General features: G+C 27.5%; 21 protein-coding genes and 1 other annotated feature. Of the genes, 5 read left to right on the top strand and 16 right to left on the bottom strand.

The window, feature by feature from the left end; genetic code table 11:
- Positions 1-8: 8 nt before the first annotated feature.
- From BN6774_RS08165 to BN6774_RS08125, 9 genes are all read right to left on the bottom strand, one after another.
- Entirely contained in the window at positions 9-548 is a 540-nt protein-coding gene (locus BN6774_RS08165) for a DJ-1 family glyoxalase III (protein ID WP_066892398.1), read from the bottom strand.
- A 43-nt stretch (positions 549-591) separates the two neighbouring features.
- Complete coding sequence (locus BN6774_RS08160) at positions 592-3,495, bottom strand: DNA topoisomerase IV subunit A (RefSeq protein WP_066892395.1); 2,904 nt, start codon at positions 3,493-3,495, stop codon at positions 592-594.
- A 20-nt stretch (positions 3,496-3,515) separates the two neighbouring features.
- Positions 3,516-5,465, bottom strand: coding sequence for a DNA gyrase/topoisomerase IV subunit B (locus BN6774_RS08155; protein ID WP_066892392.1), 1,950 nt, complete (start codon positions 5,463-5,465; stop codon positions 3,516-3,518).
- 203 nt (positions 5,466-5,668) lie between these two features.
- Positions 5,669-7,060, bottom strand: a complete 1,392-nt coding sequence (locus BN6774_RS08150) for a glycosyltransferase family 2 protein (RefSeq protein ID WP_066892389.1) — start codon at positions 7,058-7,060, stop codon at positions 5,669-5,671.
- A gap of 307 nt (positions 7,061-7,367) precedes the next feature.
- Positions 7,368-8,714: an NADP-specific glutamate dehydrogenase gene (gene gdhA, locus BN6774_RS08145; protein WP_106404266.1), complete on the bottom strand. Its 1,347-nt coding sequence runs from the start codon at positions 8,712-8,714 to the stop codon at positions 7,368-7,370.
- Between the two features lie 219 nt (positions 8,715-8,933).
- Positions 8,934-9,557: a DUF2238 domain-containing protein gene (locus BN6774_RS08140; protein ID WP_084766952.1), complete on the bottom strand. Its 624-nt coding sequence runs from the start codon at positions 9,555-9,557 to the stop codon at positions 8,934-8,936.
- A gap of 82 nt (positions 9,558-9,639) precedes the next feature.
- Positions 9,640-10,611 carry a rhomboid family intramembrane serine protease gene (locus BN6774_RS08135; RefSeq protein ID WP_066892382.1) on the bottom strand — a complete coding sequence of 324 codons (972 nt, stop codon included), beginning with the start codon at positions 10,609-10,611 and terminating at the stop codon, positions 9,640-9,642.
- A 76-nt stretch (positions 10,612-10,687) separates the two neighbouring features.
- Positions 10,688-12,490, bottom strand: a complete 1,803-nt coding sequence (gene pepF / locus BN6774_RS08130) for an oligoendopeptidase F (protein WP_066892380.1) — start codon at positions 12,488-12,490, stop codon at positions 10,688-10,690.
- Between the two features lie 30 nt (positions 12,491-12,520).
- On the bottom strand, positions 12,521-12,919 hold the full coding sequence (locus BN6774_RS08125) for a DUF6762 family protein (RefSeq protein ID WP_066892377.1): 399 nt from the start codon (positions 12,917-12,919) through the stop codon (positions 12,521-12,523).
- A gap of 213 nt (positions 12,920-13,132) precedes the next feature.
- On the opposite strand from BN6774_RS08125, the gene BN6774_RS08120 reads away from it, so the two are divergent.
- A complete protein-coding gene (locus tag BN6774_RS08120) occupies positions 13,133-13,792 on the top strand; it encodes a metal ABC transporter ATP-binding protein (protein ID WP_066892374.1) in 660 nt (219 codons plus the stop codon).
- Between the two features lie 21 nt (positions 13,793-13,813).
- Positions 13,814-14,614: a metal ABC transporter permease gene (locus BN6774_RS08115; protein WP_066892372.1), complete on the top strand. Its 801-nt coding sequence runs from the start codon at positions 13,814-13,816 to the stop codon at positions 14,612-14,614.
- Between the two features lie 44 nt (positions 14,615-14,658).
- Here BN6774_RS08115 and BN6774_RS08110 read toward each other — a convergent pair whose 3' ends face one another.
- The gene (locus BN6774_RS08110; RefSeq protein WP_066892369.1) at positions 14,659-15,069 is read right to left on the bottom strand and encodes a Fur family transcriptional regulator; all 411 of its coding nucleotides are present in this window, start codon (positions 15,067-15,069) and stop codon (positions 14,659-14,661) included.
- A 64-nt stretch (positions 15,070-15,133) separates the two neighbouring features.
- The gene (locus BN6774_RS08105) at positions 15,134-15,688 is read right to left on the bottom strand and encodes a manganese efflux pump MntP (RefSeq protein WP_066892366.1); all 555 of its coding nucleotides are present in this window, start codon (positions 15,686-15,688) and stop codon (positions 15,134-15,136) included.
- A gap of 187 nt (positions 15,689-15,875) precedes the next feature.
- Between BN6774_RS08105 and BN6774_RS08100 the strand changes: the two genes are divergently transcribed.
- On the top strand, positions 15,876-17,093 hold the full coding sequence (locus BN6774_RS08100) for a 6-phosphofructokinase (RefSeq protein WP_066892363.1): 1,218 nt from the start codon (positions 15,876-15,878) through the stop codon (positions 17,091-17,093).
- A gap of 169 nt (positions 17,094-17,262) precedes the next feature.
- Entirely contained in the window at positions 17,263-19,194 is a 1,932-nt protein-coding gene (abc-f, locus tag BN6774_RS08095; protein ID WP_066892360.1) for a ribosomal protection-like ABC-F family protein, read from the top strand.
- Between the two features lie 174 nt (positions 19,195-19,368).
- Here the strand turns inward: abc-f and BN6774_RS08090 are convergent, their stop codons facing one another.
- The 3 genes from BN6774_RS08090 to BN6774_RS08080 form a co-directional block, all read right to left on the bottom strand.
- Complete coding sequence (locus BN6774_RS08090; protein WP_066892358.1) at positions 19,369-19,833, bottom strand: dUTP diphosphatase; 465 nt, start codon at positions 19,831-19,833, stop codon at positions 19,369-19,371.
- Positions 19,834-19,957: 124 nt separating this feature from the next.
- Positions 19,958-20,689, bottom strand: a complete 732-nt coding sequence (locus BN6774_RS18140; RefSeq protein WP_084766950.1) for a hypothetical protein — start codon at positions 20,687-20,689, stop codon at positions 19,958-19,960.
- A gap of 98 nt (positions 20,690-20,787) precedes the next feature.
- Positions 20,788-23,022, bottom strand: a complete 2,235-nt coding sequence (locus BN6774_RS08080) for a sensor domain-containing protein (protein WP_235829596.1) — start codon at positions 23,020-23,022, stop codon at positions 20,788-20,790.
- Between the two features lie 217 nt (positions 23,023-23,239).
- Here BN6774_RS08080 and BN6774_RS08075 point away from each other — a divergent pair, with 217 nt between their 5' ends.
- The gene (locus BN6774_RS08075; RefSeq protein WP_106404292.1) at positions 23,240-23,959 is read left to right on the top strand and encodes a polysaccharide deacetylase family protein; all 720 of its coding nucleotides are present in this window, start codon (positions 23,240-23,242) and stop codon (positions 23,957-23,959) included.
- Positions 23,960-24,038: 79 nt separating this feature from the next.
- On the opposite strand, the gene BN6774_RS08070 is transcribed toward BN6774_RS08075, so the two are convergent.
- Positions 24,039-24,569, bottom strand: a complete 531-nt coding sequence (locus tag BN6774_RS08070) for a tryptophan transporter (protein ID WP_207644572.1) — start codon at positions 24,567-24,569, stop codon at positions 24,039-24,041.
- 112 nt (positions 24,570-24,681) lie between these two features.
- Positions 24,682-24,910, bottom strand: a binding site (T-box leader).
- A gap of 35 nt (positions 24,911-24,945) precedes the next feature.
- The gene (locus BN6774_RS08065; RefSeq protein WP_066892352.1) at positions 24,946-26,316 is read right to left on the bottom strand and encodes an MATE family efflux transporter; all 1,371 of its coding nucleotides are present in this window, start codon (positions 26,314-26,316) and stop codon (positions 24,946-24,948) included.
- Between the last annotated feature and the right edge of the window lie 118 nt (positions 26,317-26,434).

Raw genomic sequence — 26,434 nt, 5'->3', positions numbered from 1 at the left:
CACACCTTTTACTTAAGTAACATAGCTTTTTTAATTTTTTCAGCCTTTTCCTCTGAAATTTTAGATAGTATTTCAAAAGCAAAAGGAATTGCAGCAGCTGGTCCTCTACCAGTAATTATATTGCCATCTACAACTACTAATTCTTCTTTATAATTACAATTGCCTAATTGATCTTCAAATCCCGTATAGCAAGTTACATTTTTTCCTTCCGTAATTTCTGCCCTTCCTAAAGCAATTGGTCCTGCACAAATTGCACAAATCCATTTTTTCTTATTATTAAATTCTTTGACTAATTCAATAACTCTTTTACTATCTCTTAAGTTTGTAGAACCAGGAAGTCCACCTGGCAATACTAAAAAGTCATATTCTTTTATTTCCTCATCCATTATATTTTTATCTGCTTGAACTTTTATCTTATGTGATGTAATTGCTTCATTACCCTCTAATGCAAAAGTATGACATTCAATCTCTGCTCTTCTTAAAACATCAACTACTGTTAGACCTTCTATAGTTTCAAAACCATTTGCCAATAAAATTGCAACTTTCATTTTAATTACCTCCCTGTCATAAATATAAAATATTTATTATAACTTATATAATCTCTTTAATTTCATCCTCTAAGACTATAGTCATAATGCTACTTCCTTTTCCAGCTCTATTTTGTAGCTTAATTTCTTCTAAATATATCTCTCTTTTTTCTTTATTTTTACTAACTAAAGTTACTTTATCACTAGAAGTTATTGCTACTTCCTGTAAGGCATTATTACTATTGCCTATTATTTTTCCATAAATAACTTCATCACCTTCTTTTAGGCTAATTCCTGTTACTCCTGAAGCTATTTTTCCCATTGGATTTATATTATTTGATAAGAACTTAATTCCCATTCCTTTTTTTGTTATTATTATCATTTCAACATCATTTTCGTTATACATCTCTATAGAAATTAATTCATCATTATCATATTTGAATTTATAAGAAGCTTGAACTAAATAGCTTCCTTCAAATTCCTTAAGTGCAGTTTTCTTAACCATTCCTCTCTTAGTAAAGAAATATATAAACTTATTCTCTTCAAAGGAATTAATTGAGAACAATCTTATAACTTTTTCTCCTTTTTCAAGGTTATCTATTATTTTATTTAAAGGAATTTCACCTTTATTAACTCCAGATAATAGGAAAGCTGGTATTTTAAATACCTTCCCTGCATTAGTAAAAAATAAAATATTTTCTAATGAATTTGTACTTACTTTTAAATTATCATTTTTTCTTGAGGAATTAAAGGCTTTTATATTTCCTTTAGCAGTTATTCCTATAGTAAAATCTATAAATTCCATCTTATCTATATATTCAACTTTTAAAACCTCATCTTTTGATATTAAATTAAACATAGAAATCGGTAAGATATTTCTTGGAGAATCTTCAATTTCAGGAGCCTGTATGTTAAAGATTAAACCTTCCTTTGTTTCAAAACTTATAAATTCCTTTTTCTCTTCTTCATCTAAAATTACCACATCTACAACTTCTTCAAAATCTTTAAGTTTTAATGCTTGAAGCTTAGAATAATTAGTTTGGAATTTATCTAAGGAACTCCTCTTAATTCCGCCCTTTGAAGTAATAAATTGAATATATTTATTTGGCATAAAGCTTCCTAAAGATGTGGCATATACTATGCTTTCATCTTCTAAACTGAGAGTTTTAATTATACTATCTATTCTTTCACCTTTTTCTTTCCATCTAGCTTCTGGTATATTAATACCCTTAGTTTGATACATATTCCCCTTATTTGTAAATAGAATTATGTTATCAGTAGTATTAGAATTAAATAATAATTTTAACTCGTCTCCTTCTCTATACTCAATATCTTCCGGTTTTGCATTTAATCTATTATAAGTTTTTATTGGAATTCTCTTTATAAATCCATCCTTAGATAAAGTAACCATTACATCTTCAACTATTATAAGCTCTTCTACATCTATCTTAGCTTCACTGTCATCCTTAACTATCACTGTTTTTCTTGGATTACCATACTTTTCAGCAACTTCACTAAGCTCGCTTTTAACAACTTTAAGTAATTCCTTTTCTTCAGATAATATTTTCTTAAGTCTTTTAATTGTCTTTTCAAGTTCAGCATATTCTTTTTGGAATACCTTTATTTCAAGTCCTGTTAATCTATATAACATTAACTCTAATATAGCTTCAGCTTGCATTTCCGTAAAACCAAAATTATTTATAAGATTAATTCCTGCATCTTTTTTAGATTTAGATTCTCTAATTGTCTTAATAATTTCATCTAAAACATCTATTGCTTTAATAAAACCTTCAACTATATGAAATCTTTTTTCTGAAGCTTCTAGTTCTTTTCTAGTTCTTCTAGTAACTATTTCTCTTTGGTGATTAACATAATGAGTTATTATAGTTTTAAGACCCATAGTTTGAGGTTTTCCCTCTGCTAGAGCAACCATATTAAAACTTAAGTTACATTGTAGATCTGTTCTTTTAAATAAATATTTTAGTACCTTATCAGCCATATCTTCATCTGCTGATTTTCTAAGTTCTATAACTGCTCTTACACCACTTCTATCTGATTCATCTCTAATATCTGTAATAGCTTCAAGAGCCTTAGCATGTTTTTTATCCCCTGTCATTTCTGAAATAGTTTGAAGTAACCTAGCCTTATTCCTTCTAAAAGGGAATTCAGTTATAACTATCCCAAGTCTTCCATTATCAAGCTTTTCTATTGATGTTTTGGCTCTTAATGTTACCTTACCTTCTCCACTTTCATAGGCTGATAAAATAGAATTTTCTCCTATTAATATTCCACCAGTGGGTAAATCAGGTCCTTTTATATAGTTCATTAACTCTCTTGTAGTTATGTCATTATTATCTATATAAGCTAATACACCTTCAGTAACTTCTTTTAAATTATGGGGAGGTATATTAGTTGCAAGTCCTACAGCAATACCAAAACTTCCATTTACTAAAAGGTTAGGATATCTACTTGGTAATACGTTAGGTTCTAATTCGCTATCTGAATAGTTTGGAACCATATCAACAGTATCCTTATCAATATCTCTTAACATTTCCATAGCAATTGGAGCAAGTCTAGCTTCAGTATATCTCATAGCTGCTGCTCCATCACCATCCATAGATCCCCAGTTACCATGACCATCTATTAGAGTTTCTCTAGTAGAAAAGTTTTGAGCCATAATTACCATAGAATCATAAACTGAAGTATCTCCATGAGGGTGGTACTTACCTAGTATGTCCCCAACTATTCTTGCCGATTTATAGTAAGGCCTATCTGGAAAAGCCTTTAGTTGATATGCACCATATAATATTCTTCTATGAACTGGTTTAAGACCATCTCTAACATCTGGTAGTGCTCTATCCTTTGCAACTTCAATAGCATAAGGCAAATAGTTATCAGGCATTGCTTCTTCTAAAGGAACTCTAATTATATTATTATCCTTTGGTATTTCATTAACTTTCTTCGCCATATCTTTTCTCCAATTCTTTATTAAAATTCTCCATATTTATACATATAAGCTTTTCGAGGTTCAACTATATCTCCCATAAGTAGAGAAACCATTTTTTCAGCCTTAGCTGCATCTTCAATAGTTACTTGAAGAAGAGTTCTAGTTTCAGGATTTAAAGTTGTTTCCCATAATTGGTCAGGATTCATTTCACCAAGTCCTTTATATCTTTGTATAAGTGCTCCCTTTCCAACCTCTTTTTTCACTTGTTCAAGTTCATCATCACTATAAGCATATTTATGAACTTCTTTTCCTTTAACATTTTTATAAACCTTATATAAAGGCGGCTGAGCTAAATAAAGGTGCCCATTGGATATTAAAGGTCTCATATATCTATAAATATATGTCATCCATAAAGTTCTAATGTGATATCCGTCGACATCTGCATCACTCATTATTATAATTTTGTCATATTTTAAGTCTTCTTCTTTATAATTATCTAAAGTACCTGTACCTAAAGCAGTATTAAATATCTTTAATTCTTCTGAAGCTAATACATTTTCAAGCTTTTGCTTTTCTGTATTCATTATTTTACCCTTAGATGGCATAATAGTTTGGAATCTCCTATCTCTTGCTTGCTTTGCTGATCCGCCTGCTGAATCTCCCTCAACTACTATAAACTCATTAACAGTATTATCCTTTAAAGTACATACAGCTACTTTTCCAGCAAGAGGTGCTGCTCCTTTACCTATTTTTTTCTTTTCTGCTTCATTTATCTTTTTTATCTTTTCTCTTCTTTGAGCTGCTTGAAGAGCATTATTTATTATCATGCTAGCAACTTCTTTATTATCTTCTATCCATTCAAGAAACTTAGTATAAGCCAAATCATTCATCATTGTGTAAGCTTCTGCTGACCCAAGCTTAGTTTTAGTTTGACCTTCAAAGATAGGATTAGTAATCTTAATTCTGACTATGGCTGTCATTCCTTCTCTTAAATCATCACCTTCAAACTCCTTATCCTTTTCTTTTAAAAGACCAAGTTTTTTTGCTCCTTCTTTAAAAGCTCTAGTCATGCCTGTCTTAAAGCCTGTTTCATGAGTTCCAGCTTCTGTAGTAGGTATATTATTAACATAACTTGCTATATTTTCAGTTGTAGAATCAGTAAATTGAATACATACCTCGCCAAACATCTGAATGTTATTAACCATTTTTTCACCCTCAAAATATATAGGTGTTTGATGTAGAACGGTTTTACTTTCATTTAAATATTCTATAAAATCTAAAAGTCCTCTTTCAGAATAATATTCTTTTTTAAATTCCTCTTCTTTTCTTAAATCTATAAGTTCTAAATGAATACCTTTATTTTGGAAAGCTAACTCTTGGAGTCTTTCGTCTATTATGTCAACCTTAAAATCTATTGTTGAAAAAACTTCTTTATCTGGCATAAAAGTTACTTTTGTTCCAGTTTCATTACTCTTTCCTATAACTTCAAGTTTTGTTACTGAAGTTCCTGGCATTATTCTTTTTAGCTCTTTATCATAAGCATATTCAAACCTTTGTTTATATCTATTTCCATTTTGACATACTTCAACTTCAAGCCATAAAGATAAAGCATTAACTACAGCTGCTCCAACTCCATGTAATCCTCCTGAAGTTTTATAGTTTTTATTATTGAACTTTCCCCCAGTATGAAGTTCCGTAAAAACCATTTCAACTCCAGATTTCTTTTTAATTGGATGAATCCCTGTAGGAATTCCTCTTCCATTATCTATTATAGTCACACTTTTATCTTTATTTATTATAATAGTGGCTTTATTTCCATAGCCATTAGATATTTCATCTATGGAGTTGTCTAAAATTTCCCATATACAATGATGCAAACCTTTTGTTCCTGTTGAACCAATATACATACCTGGTCTTACTCTAACTGGTTCTAATTTTTCTAAGGAAGTTAAATCCGTAACATCATATCCCTTAACTAAATCTGTACTCATACAAACCTCCAAAACAATAATATAAATTAACCTAAGGACTATACCTTAGTTTAACCATCCATATTGATTATAATCTTTTTAATTTTATCATAATTAAACTACAAATAAAAATATAAATGTTTATTCTAAAAAAGTCAAACTAATGTTCGTTTAATAAATATTTATATTAACTTAAAAAGACGTAGCCTTAAGCTACGTCTTTATTACTGAACATCACAAATTTCAATATTTCTTATATGTTTTGTTGGATTCCACTCTTTATTATTCTTTCTTATTATTCCTTCTATAGTTATTGGTATCCAAGTTAATGTATATAAAGAATATAATAAGAATCTAAAGAATAATATAAGTTTCTTTTTTCCTAAGAATAATGCTGCAGCTAGTAAAAATGCCAAATTATAAACTAAGTCTATTATTAATATTTCTAAATAATTATCTGCTTTAGTTGCAAATATAGGTAGTACAAAAACATTTGATGTGTAGAATATTAACATAGCAAATAGTCCCGGTGATATTTTTTTATCTAATCTTAAAATTAATGGAGTTATCAAGAATTGCATAACACCTATAATCTTAAAGAAAAAATCACCAATTAAATAACTTATTAAGTAAATATGAACACCCTTACTACTGCTTTGAATAAAGCTTAAGACTGCTGAAATACCAATCATTAAAGTAAAAAACGGTTGTATTACATATAAAGCACAATCAAGAACAAACCATTTTCTTTCTTTCAACCCTTTTTTAAGTAACTTTACAAAATATCTTGATGCTACATCTGTAAAACCTTGCATCCATCTTCTTCTTTGTACCCAAGATTGTTTTAAAGTTAAAGGCTTTTCATCATAAATTATAGCATCATGAGCCCAACCTACTTTTTCTCCATTTAAAATAAGTTTACAACTAAACTCTAAGTCTTCAGTTAAGCATGTTGCACCCCATCCATATTCTTTTAATATTTCTGTATCTATAGCAAATCCTGTTCCACCTATTTGGTTAGATAACCCAACATTTGCTCTAGCTAATTGGTACATTCTATTTTGAGTCCAAAAAGCTATAGAATATGAAGCTGAAATCCAAGAATCATTTGGATTTTTACTATCTATGTAGCCTTGTACTACTTTATATCCATCCAACATCTTTGAATTTATTTCCTTACACCAATTTTTTGAAACTAAATTATCCGCATCAAAAATTGCTACTGCATCATATTTTTTTTGCATTTTGAATATTTTATCAAACATCCACTCTAGTGCATATCCCTTACCTTTTTGTTCCTTGTTAAATCTTTCATAAACATATACACCATATTTCCTTGCTATCTTTGCAGTATTATCTGTACAGTTATCAGCAATAACAAAAATATCAAAAAGTTCTCTAGGATAATTTTGATTAAGCATACTTTCAATTAATTTACCTATTACTACTTCTTCATTATGAGCTGCTACTATCATTGCAAACTTCTTAGTTGGTGTATAATTTTTTTTCTCAACCTTTCTTCTTAAACCAAAGAAAGCTAGTATAAAATAATACATCATAATTGCAAAAACAGTTAGTTGAAAAACAGCCGTTACAGAAAAAATAATATTCTTCATTACATTCACTCCTTTATACAAAAGGTATTTTCCTAATATTACTACTTATAAATTCCCTTAGACATCTTTATTAAATATATTCTAATAGGGGGAAAAAATCAAGTATGGAAATCTTAAATTTATATTAATATTATTAATTTATAAACTCTATTTACTATTATTCTTTCCTACTAAAGTAAAGATATAATTAAGTTAGTTCTGTAATAATTTCCAAAAAAAATGAAGACTTTCTATATAAAGTATAACTTAATATAAAAAGCCTTCAAATAACTCAAAATAGGGGTTGCTATTTTTGAGATTTTAACTATTAAACTATTCCTTGAGACATCATTGCCTCTGCAACTTTTTCAAATCCAGCAATATTAGCACCCATCAATATATTACCTGAATTTCCATATTCCTCAGCAGATTTTTTAGCATTATTATAAATATTAACCATTATATCTTTAAGCTTAGCATCAACTTCTTCAAATGTCCAAGATAATCTCATACTGTTTTGTGACATTTCAAGTGCTGAACAAGCTACGCCACCAGCATTTGCTGCTTTAGCTGGTCCAAAAAGAACACCTGCATTTTGTAGTTCTTCTATAGCATCTAAACTGGTTGGCATATTAGCACCTTCTGATACTACTTTAACGCCATTTTTTATTAATAATTTAGCTGCTTGTAAATCTATTTCTCCTTGAGTTGCACAAGGTAAAGCTATATCACATTTTTCTTCCCAAATTCTTCTGCATCCTTCTACATACTTAGCAGTTGGAATCTTTTCTAAATATTCTTTAATTCTTCCTCTTCTAACTTCCTTAATATCCTTAATTAAATCTATATCAATTCCATTTTCATCATATACATATCCATTGGAATCACTTAAAGCAACTACTTTACCTCCAAGCTCTGTTGCCTTTTCACATGCATATATTGCAACATTACCTGATCCTGATATAAGAACCTTTTTATCCTTAAAACTTAAATTATTATCATTTAACATTTCCTCTGTGAAATAAACTAGACCATATCCTGTAGCTTCTTTCCTTGTTAAACTTCCACCATAACTTAGGCCTTTTCCTGTTAATACTCCTTGGTCATTTGAGTTTCTAATTTTTTTATAGTATCCATACATATAACCTATTTCTCTAGAACCAACTCCAATATCTCCTGCTGGAACATCAGTATCCAATCCTATATGTTTGGATAATTCAGCCATAAAACTTTGACAAAATCTCATAACTTCTCTATCAGACTTTCCTTTTGGGTCAAAATCCGATCCACCCTTACCTCCTCCAATTGGTAAACCTGTTAGGGAGTTTTTAAATATCTGTTCAAAACCTAAAAATTTTATTATACTTTGATTTACTGTAGGATGAAATCTAAGTCCGCCTTTATAAGGTCCTATTGCACTATTGAATTGAACTCTGAACCCTCTATTAACTTGTACATGTCCTTCATCATCTATCCAAGGCACTCTAAAAAATATTTGTCTTTCCGGTTCAACTAATCTTTCCAAAATCCCTTCTTCTATGTACTCAGGATGCTTGTCAAATACAGGAACTAAAGAATTCAAAACTTCTTTTACTGCATCTAGAAATTCATTTTCTCCAATATTTCTTTTTTCCACTTCATAAATTACTTTATTAACATATTCTCTTCCTAACAATGTCCCCAACTCCTTCAACATTTAATAATATATATAATACATTATTAGCCGTTTTTTTACTATATCTTTTTTAAACATTCTTAAATTTTATTAATTTATTAAAATTATACATCTTTTTGTGAGTTTTTGCAAATACAAAAAAAGAGAAGGTACATATAATATTACTTCTTTTAAATCACAATTCTAAATTATCGTAATATTATATATACCTTTTTTAGTTTACCTTCTATTCTTTTCTATATCCTCTATTATCATGTCAATAATCTTAATTTTTCTGCCTTTACTGTGGATATAAATAGGGATAGCTGTTATAATTCCCACTACTGTTCCACATATTATATCCCACATTGTATCTACTAAACTATTATTTTGAGCTGTAAGACCAAATAATGAATCTGTTGTAAATTCCCAAATTTCCCATGCCCCTGCAGCTGCTGTAGCAAAAATAATAACAAATATTACTGAAGTTAGAGGATGTATTTCTTTCCTTGAATTATTATTTGTTAGATATAAGAAAAGTACGTATCCAATAATAGCTATAACAGCTCCTGATAATAGATGTAAAAATTTATCATAATTAGGTATAGAATAAAAGTTCCAAACACTTGCTAAATACATAGATAAAAATATAAAAATTATATTTATGTAGTATATTATCCTAGAACCTTTTAAAAAACTCTTTTTATATAGTAAATAAGCTAATACTACTGTTATAAAGGTTAATCCTAGTCTAAATAATTTCTCCCCATCTCTTGCAATAAAATCATAAATTGAAGTAAAAATCAAGATTATAGTAAATATTGCTGCAACTATAAACTCCCTATTAATACTATTCTTTTTCACAACAATCACTCCTACTAATAAAATTTATAATATTCTATATTGTAACAAAAATTATATATTCTTTGTTTTTCCCTCTTAATATTTAACTAATTCTTAACTTCTTAAATAAAATAAAAGATACTAAAGCACCGATAACTAGTCCACCTAAATGGGCAAAATTATCTATACTAGGTATAGTTAATCCAATAATTACATTTAATATTATAGTCTTTAATATGTTTTTAGTATATTCTCTTCCTATTTTATGCCTTTCCTTTAATCCAAAAACTAACATAGCTCCTAAAAGTCCAAAAATTGCACCTGATGCTCCTACTGATATACTATTAGGTTTAAAAATGTAACTAAATATATTCCCTCCTACAGCAGATAAAAAATAAATTAATAGTAATTTTTTACCTCCATATACCGATTCTACTTCTTTTCCTATAATATTAAGGGCACTCATGTTAAAAAATATATGAATTAATCCCCCGTGTAAAAAAGCTGCAATAATTAATCTATAAAACTCTCCATAATTAATAAGTATATTAATTTTAGCTCCCATTTCTGCTAAAGTATAAATATCAATATTGATAAAGTTTCTTGATTTAATTGCTTCTATTAAAAATATAACAATATTAATTAATATAATACTATATGTATATTTATATTCATTAAAGTTTCTTGTTTTTTTACCATCCATTTTTACAATATAGTCTATTACTGGTAAAAAGGCTTTAGAACCTTCACTACAATAAATAACATTTCTTTCTTTTAATGAAAAAACTAATTTATTATAAAAATTTTCTCCATAACTTAAATACTCTCCAGAAGCTAAAACTATTAAATTAATTATAAAAGGCTTATTTAAATTATTAGATAAATATTCTTTTACTTCGTTAAATATTATTTCTTCCTCTGAATCTTTAACTATTAAAACTGCAACATATGTGTCTTCTATATCTAAAAGTCCTATCCACTTATTTTTCTCATTATAACTACTATAATAATCTCTCATGAAAAAATTCATTTCTTTGGTCAATATGTTGAAAAACACTTTTTCAAATTTTTCCATACTTCTTCCCCCCAAGCCTTAAAAATATTAATGGAGCTATCATCCAATAAAAAAGATAGCCCCAATTTTATCTTTATTAATTTATTTCTTTATCTAACATATCTAGTAACTCATTAAATCTTTCAATAGTAGCTTCTAAAGGTTTAGAAGTTGTCATATCAACTCCAGCCATCTTTAAAATTTCTATTGGATAATCACTTCCCCCACTCTTTAAGAAGTTTATATACTTATCTACAGCCCCTTCTTTTCCTTCTAATATAGCTTTTGCAAAAGCTGAAGCTGCAGCATAACCAGTAGCATATTGATATACATAGAAGTCTGAGTAAAAATGCGGTATTCTCGCCCATTCTATATCTATTTCATTATCAACTACCATGTCTGGTCCAAAATACTTAACATTTAAATCATGCCAAGCCTTGTTATAATCCTCAGCAGTTAAAGGATTTCCATTTTCTAAAGATTCATGAGTATAAAGCTCAAATTCAGCAAACATAAGCTGTCTAAATACTGTAGTTCTTATTTGTTCTAATTCTTGATTAATTAAATAAAGTCTCTTCTTTTTATCAGTTTCTTTGTTAATTAAATGATGAATAAGTAATGCTTCATTAGTAGTTGAAGCTACTTCTGCACAAAACAAAGTATATCCTGCGTAAATATATGGTTGCTCTTTTCTTGAATAATAAGAATGAATGGAATGCCCCATTTCATGTGCTAAAGTTGAAACATCATGTAACTCATAATTATAATTTAAAAGCACATATGGCATTGTTTTATATCCACCCCAAGAATAAGCTCCGCCTCTTTTACCTTTATTTTGATATATATCTATCCAGCCATCATTTACACCTGACTTAAATATATCTAAATATTCTTGGCCTAAGGGATTTAAGCCTTCTATAACCATATCTACAGCTTTATCAAATTCTATATGCTCCTTAGGAATTTCTATAACAGGAACATATAAATCATACATATGCATTTCATCTAATCCTAATAATTTTTTCTTTAATGCAACGTATCTATGAAGAGATTTTAAATTATCATCTATAGTCTTAACTGCATTCTTATAAACCTCCACTGGAATATCATTAGGCTTTAAAGAAGCTTCTAGCGCTGAATTATATTTTCTTATTTTAGCACCAAAATTAAAATTCTTAATTGAACTACTTAAAGTTGTAGCAAGTGTATTCTCTAATTCCTTATATCTATTAAATAGAGTTTTAAATGCTTCTCTTCTCACATTTCTATCTTTACTTTTTATAAAAGCAGAATAATTACCTTCTGTTAATTCTACTTTTTCGCCGTCTTCATCTATAATATCACCAAATTTCATATCTGCATTTGTTAGCATATTATGAATTGAAGATGGAGCTTCTAAACAATCAGAAACTGAAGCTAAAAGCTCTTCTTCTGACTTACTTAATATATGTGGTTTTTCCTTTAGTATATCTTCAAACATAAATTTATATAAATTTAGATTATCTGTATTATTTATTATATCCCTGATTAACTTTTCATCTAAAGATAAAATTTCAGGAACAAAATAAGCTGTATACGATGCATATTCAGCCATATAAGCATCAACCTTATTCATCATAGCCTGATACTTAGAATTTGACGTATCTTCATCACATTTTAAGTGAGCATAAACATATATAGTTTCAGCTTTTATTCCTAAATCTACATATTTTTCTAAAAAAGCCTCTATATTTTCTGAATTGTTAAGCTTTCCTTCAAACTCCTTAAGTTTTGGAGCTTCTTCTTGTAGGTTCTTAAAAGCATCGTCCCACTCTTTATCAGTTTTAAATACCTTATCTACTTTCCATTTGTATTTATCATTAATTTCTTCTCTTTTTTTCAATACCTTTAAATCACTCATATTATCTGCCTAAAAATAGGCCCTCCTTTTCTAAATATATTCTTCTTCCTTTCCTTCAATAGCATTGAATACATAATCCATAGAATTTTCTATTAATTCTACACATCTATTGATTCTTTCCTTCATGAATTCATAATCATCTACATATTTAAATTTTATTAAGAATGTAGGATTATATTCATCCAATATATCTTCTATTTCAAATTCTTCCTTTACAAAGGCTTCATAATTAAATAAATCATATATAGCTGAGTATTCCCATTCTTCTACATCTTTATTTGTATCAAAAAATAAATTTACCTCTTCATTTAATACAAAAAGTTTTTTTACATATAAAGCTCCCTCTGAAACTTGAAAGCTTCCTAGTTCTTTTGTTATAAATCCAGTCTCCTTATCCTTTTCCATTAAAACTAAACTTGAAAAATCCATTTATATTCCTCCGCATTCTTTACTTTTGTTTTATTATCTATATTATATGTTTTATCCATATTATAAAGCAATATATGTATTTATTCTATGATTTAAAATTATTTATTTAGTTAAGACTATTGAAAGTGGACAGAATAGTAACAAAAAAGTAATTCTTGCAAATCATTCGCATTATCATATATAATTAGACTAGACTATTTAGGAGATGATTAAATGATTGATATAAAAAACCTATGTTTTTCATATACAAATAAACCACCATATCTACTTAAAGATATAAATTTACATATACCTAAGGGATGTTATTTATCTATAGTAGGTGAAAATGGTAGCTGTAAAACTACATTAATAAAATTAATTCTAGGCTTATTAAAGCCTACTTCTGGGAGTATTGAAGTAAGTTCAAACTCCATTGGATATGTACCACAAAGATTAGATTCTTTTAATTCACAATTTCCTATTACAGTAAAGGAAGTTTTAGCTTGTCATAAAAGAACACTAAAAAATAAAAACACTTCCATAGATTCTGCTCTTGAATCTGTTAATATGACAGATTTTAAAAATAGACTTTTAGGAATGTTATCTGGTGGACAACAACAAAGGATATTAATAGCACGAGCACTACTTAGTGATTCAGAAATTATAATTTTAGATGAGCCTTCAACTGGCGTAGATGAAGTTAATCAAAAAGAAATATATAATATCTTAAAAAAACTAAATAAAGAAAATAAAAAAACAATAATATCAATAGAACATAATATGGATATTGCATTAAGTAACTCTACACATATTCTAAAAATTGAAAATGCAAATATAAAATTATTTACTACTGATGAATTTGAAAAATTTAGAAAAGATAATTTTAATAATTAATATTTAGGAAGGTTAAATTAGATGTTTCAATTAGATTTTATGCAAAACGCCTTTATAGCAGGCTTTATTATATCTATACTTTGTCCATTCATAGGTCTTTTTTTAGTACTTAGACGTTATTCTATGATTGGAGATACTTTATCACATTCATCCTTTGCAGGGGTTGCCATAGGCCTAGTTATTGGAGTTAATCCATTAATAACAGCTTTTTTATTTACCACGCTATGCGCAATTATAATAGAATTATTAAGGGAATACTATAAAAAATATGCGGAACTTGTTATGTCATTAGTTCTTACCTTTAGTCTAGGTATAGCTATTATTTTAATTAGTAGTGGAAAAGCATCTGCAAAGGTAAACTCATTTTTATTTGGCAGTATATTGACGGTGTCTCCACAAGACATACTTTTAATTTTAATTGTAGGAATGATTTGTTTATTTATATTAATATTCTTATATAATAAGCTTGTTTATATTACCTTTGATGAAGAAGGTGCAAAAACATCTGGAATAAAAGTTAAACTTATAAACTACATATTTACAATATTAGTTGGTGCAACTATTTCAATGTCTATAAGAGTTATGGGGATTTTAGTTATATCTTCTATAATGATAGTTCCTGTTGCAACTGCCATGCAGTTAAAGAAAGGCTTTAAAACTACTCTAATATCAGCTATATGCTTTGGTATATTTGATATAATGATGGGCCTTGTTTTATCATATTATATAAATAGTGCTCCAGGGGGTACAATTGCAATTACCTCAGTATTTACTTTGATACTTGTTATTATATTTGAAAAGTTTTTAAGTATAACTCGTTAAATTCTATATTATACATTAAGGGCTGCTTGTAGCAGCCCTTTTTGCTATTTTCTTTTTTTACACTTGTCACATATACCATTTAATTCTAATTTATGTTTAGTTAAACTAAATCCAACCTGAGCTTTAATTGCCTCCTCTATCTCTTCCATTGGACATGGTATCTCAACAGATTTATGGCAAACATCACATTGTAATATATGTTTATGATTTTCCTTTTTAAGTACAAATATTGCTGGACCATCTATATTTATTTTTTTAATTACATTTTTTTCTTCTAAAAGTTCTAAAGTTCTATATATTGTACTTAAATTTAAATTATTTTCTTGTTTTTTGCATTCTGTATATATACTGTCTGCTGATAAACCTTTATCTGATGCTTCTATTATATTTAAAATCGAAATTCTTCCTGCAGTAACCCTAATTCCATTTTCTTTTAAATAATTTTCCCAGATCATTTTCTTCTCCTAACGTTATACTCTAATATATAAATTATATCATTATTAGTACAGTTATCAAACATTAAAAAATTATCATTTCAATCCCCAGTATTAACAATATTAATCCACCTAAAAGATCTGCGTACTTACATATAAAATTTATCTTTCTAGCATATCTACATAGAAAAAATCCTGTTGTACAAATAAGTAAAGTAATAAGTCCAACTATTACTGAGTCTAAAAAAATTAAAATTCTTATTACTTCATGAAATGCAGTAAATCCTACAACTAAAGCATCAACACTTACTGACATTCCTAGAACCATATACATAGACTTCTTTATTAATATAGAGTCATCTTTATCATTATTATTAAATACTGATATTATCATTATAACTCCTATAGCTGAAACTATAATTCCACCTATCATATTAGGAATAGAAACAATATATGTATCAAAGAATCTACCAGCTATTCCTCCTAAAAACAAAAAAAAGAATTGAAAAAAAGCGAAAGATAAAATAAATCTAATTTTATTTTTTTTTACTAAATAAGGGTTTATTCCTAAACTAATACTAAGACCAAGGGCGTCCATAGATAAAGCTATTCCAATTAAAATTACTTCCTTTAATCCCATTTTATAAAAATTCCTCCAAAACATATAAATTATAGAATATATATAATTATAAAATTAAATATTTATGTATTATTTTTTAATAAAGACTTTATTTCAATTAATTTTTGTTGTATATTATTAAATAGAGTATATTATATATTAAATTGTATATCACATTATGTATTTTTTTATAAAGGAGTGTAGCGTAATGGCTAATTGTATAGTAGCACAATCTGGTGGTCCAACATCTGTAATAAATTCAAGTGTAGTAGGATTATTACAAGCTAATAAAGAAATTAATGCCTTTAATAAAGTATATGCTGGTTTAAATGGAATAGAAGGAATTTTAAAGGGAAACATAATAGATTTATCCTCCCTTTCCGAAAGTGAAATAAATGAATTTAGATACACACCTTCTTCTGGTTTAGGCTCATGTAGATATAAAATGAAAAAGCTAGAGGAGTCAACAGAAGAATATGATAGACTTTTAGATATACTAAAATCTAATGATATAAAAGCATTTTTTTATGTTGGTGGAAATGATTCTATGGATACAATTGCCAAACTAGGAGGTTATGCTAAAAAAACAGGAATTGATATAAAGTTTATAGGAATACCTAAAACAATTGATAATGACTTAATGTTTACAGATCATACACCTGGTTTTGGAAGTGCAGCAAAATTTATTGCAACTACCGCTCTAGAAACATATTTAGATTCTTCTGTTTACATAAATAATGGTATCTTTATATTAGAAACTATGGGAAGAGATACTGGATGGCTTGCTGCATCTGCTTGCATTGCTAGAATTAACGGTAAACCTGTGGCTGATTTTATATATTTACCGGAAGTTGCCTTTGATATAGAAAATTTCTTAATTGATGTTAGAAAAAGATTTGAAGAAAATAACAAAGTTTTTATAGTAGTTTCAGAAGGTCTTAGAAACTCTGAAGGAAAATTTATAACTGAAGTTAAAAGCCAAGCTCATGATAAATTTGGACATGCTCAACTAGGTGGAGTTGGAGCTTATCTTAAAAATTTAATAATAAATTCAAGCATAACTAATAGGGTTAAATCTTTAGAACTTGGCGTTCTACAAAGATGCGCTATGCATTGTGCTTCTGATATAGATTTACAGGAGGCCTTTGATGTAGGCCGTTCAGCACTAAAATTTGCTTTAGAAGGAAATAGTGGATATATGGTAGCAATTAAAAGAGAATCAAATGCTCCATATAAAACTTCTCATATTCTTGTTGAAGCAGATAAAATAGCTAACAATGTAAAATATTTTCCTAAAGAATTAATAAATGAAGAAGGAAATCATATTAAGGAAGAAGCTTTAGATTACTTTTTACCTTTAATTTCAGGATTACCTTCTCTAGTAATAGATAATCACTTACCTAAATTTAGAACTATTTCAAGATAGTTCTTCTTTCGCAATGAAAATTTAATTATATATTATAGATTTTATATTAAGGGGCTGTTACAACAGCCCCTTTTATTTGCCTAGGTACCTACCATAGAGTATAATAAAATTGTTAATTTTGAAATTATGTAATTTAAGTTTATATATACATTTAATTTAGGAGGAAAAAATGGTAGTTTTAAGTTGTAAAGATATATCAAAAAGCTATGGCATACAAGAAGTTTTAAAGAAAGTCACTTTTTCTATAAATGAAGGAGATAAAGTTGGTATTATTGGTGGAAATGGTGAAGGTAAATCAACCTTATTTAAAATAATCTGTAAAGAAATTGTCCAAGATGATGGAGAAATATTTATAGATAAAAACAAAAGTATAGGTTATTTATCTCAACATGTTGATTTAGATTTGCAAAATACTATTTACACTGAAATGAATTTAGTATTTAAAGAGTTATTAGATATAGAAAATAAGCTTCACACTTTAGAAATTAAAATGTCTGAACCTTATGATGAAAGTAACGCTACTTACCATGAAAAAATTATAAAAGATTATACTACATTACAAGATCTATATTCTCATAAAGGTGGATATACATATAAAGGAGAAATTTCTAGGGTTTTAAAAGGACTAGGTTTTTTAGAAGAAGATTTTGATAAATCCATAGGTACTTTAAGTGGTGGTCAAAAAACTAGAGTATCTTTATGCAAACTTCTATTAAAAAATCCTGATATAATTTTATTAGATGAACCTACAAACCACTTAGATTTAGAAGCTATAGAATGGCTTGAAGAATATTTGAAAAATTATAAAGGGACTATTTTGGTAATTTCCCATGATAGATTTTTCTTGGATGCTGTAACTAATAATACTTTTGAAGTAATTAATGGTCATGTTAATTGCTACAATGTTTCTTATACTAAGTTTATTGAGCAAAGAAAGAAAAATTATGAAGCTCAATTAAAAGCTTATAACTTACAACAAGCTGAAATTAAAAGACAAGAAGCAATAATAGAAAAGTTTAGAAGTTTTAATAGAGAGAAAAGTATAAGAGCAGCTGAAAGTAGAGAAAAAGTTTTGGATAAAATGGAAAAAATAGATGCTCCTGATAAAGATAAAGAAGCCTCTAAAATCAAATTTGAAACCTCTGTTAAAAGCGGTCATGATGTTCTTCATATTGAAAACTTATCTAAAAGTTATGGAGAAAATAGGCTTTTCTCTGGATTAAATATAGATCTTAAAAGAGGAGAAAAAGTAGCTTTAATTGGAGAAAATGGTCGTGGTAAAACTACACTATTTAAGATTATCTTAAATAATATAGAAGCTGATAATGGTAAAGTTCTTTTAGGCACAAATGTAAATGTTGGTTATTATGATCAGGAGCAATCTGACTTAAATTTAGATAAAACTATTATAGACGAAGTTTGGGATGAATTCCCAATATTGACTACATCAAAATTGAGAGGTGCTTTGGCTTCTTTCTTATTTACAGGAGATGATGTATTTAAAGTCATTAATACTTTAAGTGGTGGAGAAAAATGTAGGATTAATTTATTAAAACTAATGCTTTCTAGATCAAATTTATTGCTATTAGATGAGCCTACAAATCACTTAGATATTATTTCTAGAGAAGCTTTAGAAGATGCTCTATTAACTTATGATGGCACCTTAATGGTTATATCCCATGATAGATATTTCTTAAACAAAGTTATTAATAGAATACTTGAACTTAAAGAAGATGGGGTAAAAGAATATTTAGGAAATTATAGTTATTATCAAGAAAAGAAAATTAACCCTAATAGATTTGAAATTCTTGAAGAGTTGGCTAGTGGTAAAACGAAAACTCAACTTAAGGAAGAAAAAAAGAAAAGAAGAGAACAAGAAAAAGAAGAAAAAGCTCAAAAACTTAAGCTTAAGAAAATAGAAGAGGATATAGCTAAAAGTGAAGATAATTTGCTTTCACTTCAAGAAAAGCTTTGTCTCGAAGAAGTATATTCAAACCCAAGCGAAAGTGAAAGAATTAGTAAAGAAATAAAAATTTTAGAGGAAGAAATAGCTTCTCTATATGAGGAGTGGGAAAATCTAGAAATTCTATCACAGATTTAAAATTGCAAAGCAATCTTTGAATTAAGAATGAAGAATGCAAAATTGAGGATGTTTTTCATAGCAAAATTAAATATTAATTTGTGCAAAGCACCTTCTATTCAAAAATCCAAAGTATTTTTTCATTAATTCTTCATTCTTAATTTTTAATTTTTCATTATAAAAATGTTGGCATTTTTATTTCTTGCCTGTTGAGCCAAATCCTCCTCTATCTTCGTTTCCAAAAGATTCAACTTCCTCAAATTCTATTGTTGGCATAACTTCCATTATTCTAAACTGTCCTATTTTATCACCTTTTTTAATCCATGTCCCTCTTTTTTCTATTCCATCTTCTTTTAAAGTCTCTTTACCCTGAAGACAAAAAATAGGCATATGCCATTGATCATTGTCTCCTATATAAGTATCATCAACTACTCCTACAGAGTTAGTTTGAATCACTCCCCAAGTCTTAAAAGTACTACTTCTAGGTGCTAAATGTCCTTCCCATCCATTAGGTAGTTCTAAAGCAAACCCTAAAGGTATCATAGCTCTATTTCCTTCTTCTATAAATATATCTGTATTAGCATAAACATCAATCCAGTTTCCCTTAGTTATTTTTTTAAGTTTAGTTGCTCCATCAAAATATTTAATTCTAATTTTCATATGTATCTTCCCTTCTACTTACCTATTTCTCTACTATATTTTATATTAATTAAATATAAAAATAAAGCTTACAGTTTATTATTAAATTCCATAAGCTTTATTTATATTTTTATTATACCTTTATCTACCTTTTATAGTATCCTGATTTAATTTTATTTACTACCACAACACTTGAGTGCTTGTTATTACTATCTATTGTTACCTCATTCCAATTATAATATATTGGTTTTTCAAAGAATCTTCTATCTACAATTGCAATAATTCTATAGCATCCATTAGGTAAATTATTAAATGATACTTTTCCTATTCCATCTGAAAATTTAGAATCATATAACTTTGGAGAAACACCATTTAATAAATATAAGTTAATTCTTGCTCCTTTTAATTCTATTCCTTCTTTAGAGCCAAGTTTTGAATAAACTTCAATAACACCTTTCTCTTCAGGTACTCTTACTTGCTCTTGACTTATAATAACATCTTTCTTATTATCATATACTTCATTCTTTCTAGAATAATTTTCCTCTAAATTATCCTCTATTTGTGAATATATATTATTATAGTCTCTTGAATATTTTTCTTCTTTCCAAGGATTTTCACTATTAATTGTACTTCCTTCTCCTGAAGTATCTTCTATTATACAAGAATCTCCTCCACTCTCTTTTCCTTCAAATTCTATAACCTCATTTTCTATAACCTCTTCAATATTATTAGATTTTATGTTGTCATTAAAATTAATACTATCATTTTCCTCTGATTCATTTCCAATATTTATGAACAAATTTACATTGCCATCTTCATCTATAGTATATTGATTATTATCATCATTTTTGTATTGGTCATCAATTATTATTTTCATATTAACCTCCAAAGCATAATATAGTTACATAATATGATTGTTTATTCCAATTTGTGATTATTATTAAAACAAAAAAAGTGCTATAAAAGCACTTTTTTTTATGAGTTAATAATCATTTTACTAGCTTCATCAAATTGAATTGGTTTACTAAAATAATAACCTTGGATAATATCACAACTACTTCTTTTTAAATAATCTAATTGCTCCTTAGTTTCTACACCTTCTGCCACTACCAATAAATTTAAGTAATGAGATAAATCAATTATACTATTTATTATATATTCACTTTTTTCTTCAATTAATATTCCATCGATAAAACTTTTATCAATTTTCAATACATCTATAGGCAATGTTCTTAAATAACTTAAAGATGAATATCCTGTTCCAAAATCATCTAGTGCTAAGGTCACCCCTAAAGCCTTAAGTTTTTCTAAAGTTTTTATATTTTTTTCTGCTGATTTCATAATTATACTTTCTGTAATTTCAAACTCAATATAACTTGCATCTAATTCATATCTTTCTAAGGTCTCTGCAACATAATCAACTATTTCTTCATCTCGAATTTGAACTTCTGACAAATTAATTGCCATCTTAAATTTTCTATTTGTCATTAAAGATAATTCTTTACATTTTTTAAAACTTTCATTAATAATATATCTACCAATAGGAATTATAAGCCCAGAATTTTCTGCAATAGGTATAAATTCATTTGGAGGGACAAAACCTAAATCCTTACTATTCCATCTTACTAATGACTCAAAACCAATTACTGTTCCTGAATCTATTAATATTTTAGGTTGAAAAACTAATTTTATTTCCTCATTATCTATAGCAGTTCTTAATCCCTTTTCTATATCAAATTCCCTATTTAATATTTCTAAAATTCGTAAATCAAAAAATTCATATCTATTTTTTCCATTAAATTTAGCTAAATACATAGCCATATCTGATCTTTTTAATAATATACCAATCTCTTTGCCATCTATAGGATAAATACTAACGCCTATACTTAATGTACAAAATATCTCTTTATTATTAACTACAATTGGTTTACTAAGTTTTTTAATTATATTATCTAACAAATCCTTAATTTGATTTTTACCCTTAAGCTTATTTTTAACTAAGATAAACTCATCGCCACCATATCTTGCTAATAATGAATCCTTTATATTCATTCCTAAAATTATTTTAGTAAATTCAGTTAACAATGCATCTCCAGTATCATGACCATATGTATCATTAACATATTTAAAATTATCTATATCAATGAAAATTAAAGCAAATTTTTCATTAGGATATTCTTTTATCATACTACTTATCTCTCGAACAAAATATCTTCTATTAGGTATTCCTGTTACTTCATCATTAAAACTAAGATAATTAATTTCAATCTCTTTCTCTTTTCTTATAGTTATATCAGAGAGAGCTCCATGAATAAATATATCCCCATTCTTTTCAATAGTTTTTTTACCTTTGCTTTCAATCCAATAGGCTTTATTATCTTTCCCTAAAATTCTATACTCAATAGTATAAAATTCATTCTTATTAGATTTTATAACCTTTTCAATCTTATATTTATAACTATCTAAATCTTCTTTCATTATGTAAGTTTCCCAAGTAGATGCTGGGATCAATAAATCTCCACTTCCTTGTATATTTAAATATTTTCTAATACTACTACCTACAGACATAATATTTTCTTTAACATTCCACCAATAAACAATATCTTTTGATCCCTCTAATGCTAATCTATTCTTATCTTCTCTAGCCTTATTAATATTTTCTAAACGTCTTCTTTCAGTAAAATCTGTAATAACACCAGATAAATAAAATATCTCTTCTTTTATACTCCCTTTACCTCTAAATTTTATAGTTAATCTCTTTTCTTCACTATCAATAACAGTATGCTCTAACACAAAATTATCTAATATCCTATTTTCTATAGTATTTTCAATAAATATCCTTATATCTTCCCTTTCTTCTTCTAAAACAAAAGATAACCATTCTTCAAAACTAGTTATATCATTATTTATTTTAAGTAAATCTTTTATTTTTTTTGAAATAAATAGTTTATTTTTTTCACTACTCCATTCCCAAATAGCACCATCTAAAGCTTCTATAGCCATTCTATATCTTCTCTTATTAGATTCAGCTTGATTATATAACTTTTTATACTTTTTATTTTTATAAGCTAAGTTTATAGTTAACATAAGAATTATAATTAGCATTAAAATTAATGCAGTTGTAAAAATATCTAATTTTGAAGAAATCAATAAAACCCCTAAAACAGGGATAAAAAATAATAAATTAGTCTTATCATACTTTCTTTTCACCCTAATCACCAATGCCTTTTTTAAATATAATGCAATATCTATATTTTATCATATTCTTCCACATATTAACATAAATTTATTAATGTTAACAAAAATAGTCTAATATAATAAATAAATTTTATTTATAAATTATTACAAAATTCCAAATAATAAATACTTTATTTTATTATTTTTTAGGAATACTAATATTATTAACTTATTTTTGGAGGTGATTAAAATTAAATTACATAAATACTTCAAATTATTATTAGCCTTTATCTTATTAATTCCTGCCTTGAAAGTTTATGCTATCAACGAAGATAATTCATCAGAAACTTCAAATAAAAAAACTGTTTATCTTACTTTTGATGATGGACCAGGAGGAAAAGTAACAAATGATGTTTTAGATACCTTAAAAAAAGAAAATGTTCCTGCTACATTTTTTGTAATAGGATCGGAAATTAAAGGTCAAGAAAAAATTTTGTTAAGAATGAAAGAAGAAGGACACAGTATTGGACTTCACAGTTATTCTCATGATAGAAATAAACTTTATTGTAATAATGATAGCTTTTTAAATGAAATGCAGAAAGGACAAGAAGCTATATATAAGGTAACTGGAGAAAAATATAATATTTTAAGATTTCCATTTGGTTGTAATAATAGAAGTTACAAATTAACTAAGGAATTAGTTGACATGCTGCATAATAATGGTTTTAAAATTTATGATTGGACATTAGATAGTGGTGATGGTGCCAATTATCAATCATCAGCTGAAACTATTATAAAAAAATCTTGTAAAAATGAAGATAATGTTATACTCTTGATGCATTGTTCATTTTTGAACAAAACTTCTGCTAAGGCATTGCCTTCAATTATTAAATATTACAAAGATAAAGGATACGAATTCAAAGTAATAGATGAAACTACTCCTGAGATATATAAAATCATAAAAAAATAATTTTATGTAGGGTATAGACTTTAACTTATAAAGTTTCAAGTCTATACCCATATTTATATAAATATATTAACGGGCAATTTTATTTAGTAATTAAAACTCCTGAAGCCTTCAAAGCAACTCCTATTGCTTTATACAATACAGTTCCTAATAATATATTCATGAAGGCAGCTGGTAAAACAACTAAGCTTACTAATGTTGTAAAACTTCCTGGAAGTCCAACCAATATACTTGCAGATCCTAAAAATACTAGTCCACTTACTATAGTTCCAAAGCTAAGTGCTATTAATATCTTTATATTATCATTTATTTTACTTCCAATAAGTTTAAACATAAAATATACAAATTGTGCTGTAACTAATTTATCTATTATATTAGGAAGTTGTCCCCCAGGAAACTTTGTTGTTAAAGCAGTTATAATTCCCATAATTATACTAGATATTATCGTAGTTTTGTAGTCACTGTTTATCAAAATAATTATAAATAACATTGCTAAAGCAAAGTCTGGTTGCATTGGTAATCCTAAAGCTGGTGTTATTTGGTGTAATAAAGCTCCTATAGATATCAATATCGCATTTAGTATCATTTTTTTTACATTAATATTTTTTTCCATAATAATTCTCCTTTTATATTAAATATTTTTAGTCCTTATTATCGCCCTTAGTTCATAACATAATTACCAGCTCCTTTAATTTTTTATAATAAAAAAACGCCCTATACAAATTGTATAGGACGGTATTATCCGCGTTGCCACCTAAATTGCTTAAAGCCTCTCTCTTCAGGTACTAACATACCCTATTCCCTATATCGTGGGAAATACGGATCAACTACTTTAATAAATTTCGTATCACTCCTCAAAGGCCCATTCACTATTTGCTATAGTACTGAAATCACACCATCTTCAGCTCTCTGAAACCTTACATAATAGCTACTACCCCTCATCAAAGGAATTTTATATTTAAGTTATTTATATAATATTCTTTTAACAATTAATTGTCAATAGGTTTTAGGAATTTTTTTCTATTTGGTATTATAACCATAATAATAAATAAAACTAGTAATAATATCCCTTTTATTATACTTGTTCCACTTATACTCCACCAAACTCCATCAATTCCTAATGTTGCTATACCACTTAAAAATATCGCTATTGGTATTCTAAGTCCAGTCCATATTATACTTACCCAAGAAGGAGTAACAGTATTTCCAAGCCCAGAAAAAGCTCCAGCAGTTGTTATTTCAATACACATAAACAATTGAGAATATCCTAATATTTTGAGATAAGTAGCTCCGGCAGATATTGCTTCTGCTTCAGGAATAAATATTGAAAATATGCTTTTGCCTGCAAAAACTAATAAAATAGTGGAAAATACTCCAACAGCACATGCCATAAACATTGTAGCTTTGTAACCTTTTAATATTCTATCCCACCTATTGGCTCCATAGTTTTGTCCAACAAATGCAGTTAAGGCTGCTGCAAAGCCCTCTGCAGTCATCCAAGATATTGCTTCTATTTGTGAGCCTACCTTCTGTACTGCAATAGCAACAGGTCCCCAAGATGCTACTACCCGCCCTATTATCATTGCAAAAAATGCAAAACCACAATTTTGAAGAGCTGTTGGTACTCCCAATTTACATACTTTAATAATTATATTTTTATCTATGTACTTTTTATTTTTTAAACTTATACTATATCCATTTTTAATAAAAGATATTATAAAAATTACTGTTACTACAGCTTGGGCACTTATTGTTGCAAAAGCAGCCCCAGTAACCCCCATTTTAGGAAATCCAAACAAACCAAATATCAAGATAGGATCAAAAACTATATTGAAAACTAATCCAATAGAATTTATTAAAAATGGAATTTTACTACTACCTGATGCATTAAATATTCCAGTAAATAAAGGATTTAAAAAGCTAAATATCATACCTATAGATACTATAACTAAAAAACTTATACTCATATCTATTATTTCAGAATCTCCTAGATTAAAAAAACCTATGAATTGTTTTCTAAAAATTATTAATATTATTGTATATAGTATAGCAATTATAATATTAACAATTAAACTATTATAAATATACTTATTTTTTTCTTTCTCATCTTTTTTCCCTATAGCTTGGGATACTCCAATTTCAGCACCTATTTTAGATATAAAAACTAAGGAAGTTCCAAACCAAGTGAAAAATCCTGCTGTTCCTACAGCTGCAACTGCACTGCTCCCAATTCTCCCTACCCAAATCATATCAATCATGTTATAGGCCATTTGTATAAACGAAGTCCCTAAAATAGGTACTGCTAATTTAAATAATGTACTTAATATATTTCCTGATACTAAATTTACTGATTTCTTCATAATGCCCCCTATATATGCCTATAATACAAAAAAACTTCATAGTTAAAAAGCCAAATTCTACAGCTTAATTTTTTAATATTTATTGTTTAATTACTGTAAAACTTATTCTTTAATTATG

The sequence above is a fragment of the Clostridium nigeriense genome, assembly GCF_900086595.1.
GTDB classification, from domain to species: Bacteria; Bacillota; Clostridia; order Clostridiales; family Clostridiaceae; genus Clostridium; species Clostridium nigeriense.
Note: the sequence above shows the minus strand (reverse complement) of the source record. Positions and strands in the feature narration are given on the sequence as shown.

Bases quoted from the DNA above. Each gene is read 5' to 3' on its own strand.
- BN6774_RS08165 (WP_066892398.1), bottom strand. From the start codon at position 548: ATGAAAGTTGCAATTTTATTGGCAAATGGTTTTGAAACTATAGAAGGT.
- BN6774_RS08160 (WP_066892395.1), bottom strand. From the start codon at position 3,495: ATGGCGAAGAAAGTTAATGAAATACCAAAGGATAATAATATAATTAGA.
- BN6774_RS08155 (WP_066892392.1), bottom strand. From the start codon at position 5,465: ATGAGTACAGATTTAGTTAAGGGATATGATGTTACGGATTTAACTTCC.
- BN6774_RS08150 (WP_066892389.1), bottom strand. From the start codon at position 7,060: ATGAAGAATATTATTTTTTCTGTAACGGCTGTTTTTCAACTAACTGTT.
- BN6774_RS08135 (WP_066892382.1), bottom strand. From the start codon at position 10,611: ATGGAAAAATTTGAAAAAGTGTTTTTCAACATATTGACCAAAGAAATG.
- pepF (WP_066892380.1), bottom strand. From the start codon at position 12,490: ATGAGTGATTTAAAGGTATTGAAAAAAAGAGAAGAAATTAATGATAAA.
- BN6774_RS08125 (WP_066892377.1), bottom strand. From the start codon at position 12,919: ATGGATTTTTCAAGTTTAGTTTTAATGGAAAAGGATAAGGAGACTGGA.
- BN6774_RS08120 (WP_066892374.1), top strand. From the start codon at position 13,133: ATGATTGATATAAAAAACCTATGTTTTTCATATACAAATAAACCACCA.
- BN6774_RS08115 (WP_066892372.1), top strand. From the start codon at position 13,814: ATGTTTCAATTAGATTTTATGCAAAACGCCTTTATAGCAGGCTTTATT.
- BN6774_RS08110 (WP_066892369.1), bottom strand. From the start codon at position 15,069: ATGATCTGGGAAAATTATTTAAAAGAAAATGGAATTAGGGTTACTGCA.
- BN6774_RS08105 (WP_066892366.1), bottom strand. From the start codon at position 15,688: ATGGGATTAAAGGAAGTAATTTTAATTGGAATAGCTTTATCTATGGAC.
- BN6774_RS08100 (WP_066892363.1), top strand. From the start codon at position 15,876: ATGGCTAATTGTATAGTAGCACAATCTGGTGGTCCAACATCTGTAATA.
- abc-f (WP_066892360.1), top strand. From the start codon at position 17,263: ATGGTAGTTTTAAGTTGTAAAGATATATCAAAAAGCTATGGCATACAA.
- BN6774_RS08090 (WP_066892358.1), bottom strand. From the start codon at position 19,833: ATGAAAATTAGAATTAAATATTTTGATGGAGCAACTAAACTTAAAAAA.
- BN6774_RS18140 (WP_084766950.1), bottom strand. From the start codon at position 20,689: ATGAAAATAATAATTGATGACCAATACAAAAATGATGATAATAATCAA.
- BN6774_RS08070 (WP_207644572.1), bottom strand. From the start codon at position 24,569: ATGGAAAAAAATATTAATGTAAAAAAAATGATACTAAATGCGATATTG.
- BN6774_RS08065 (WP_066892352.1), bottom strand. From the start codon at position 26,316: ATGAAGAAATCAGTAAATTTAGTATCAGGAAATATATTAAGTACATTA.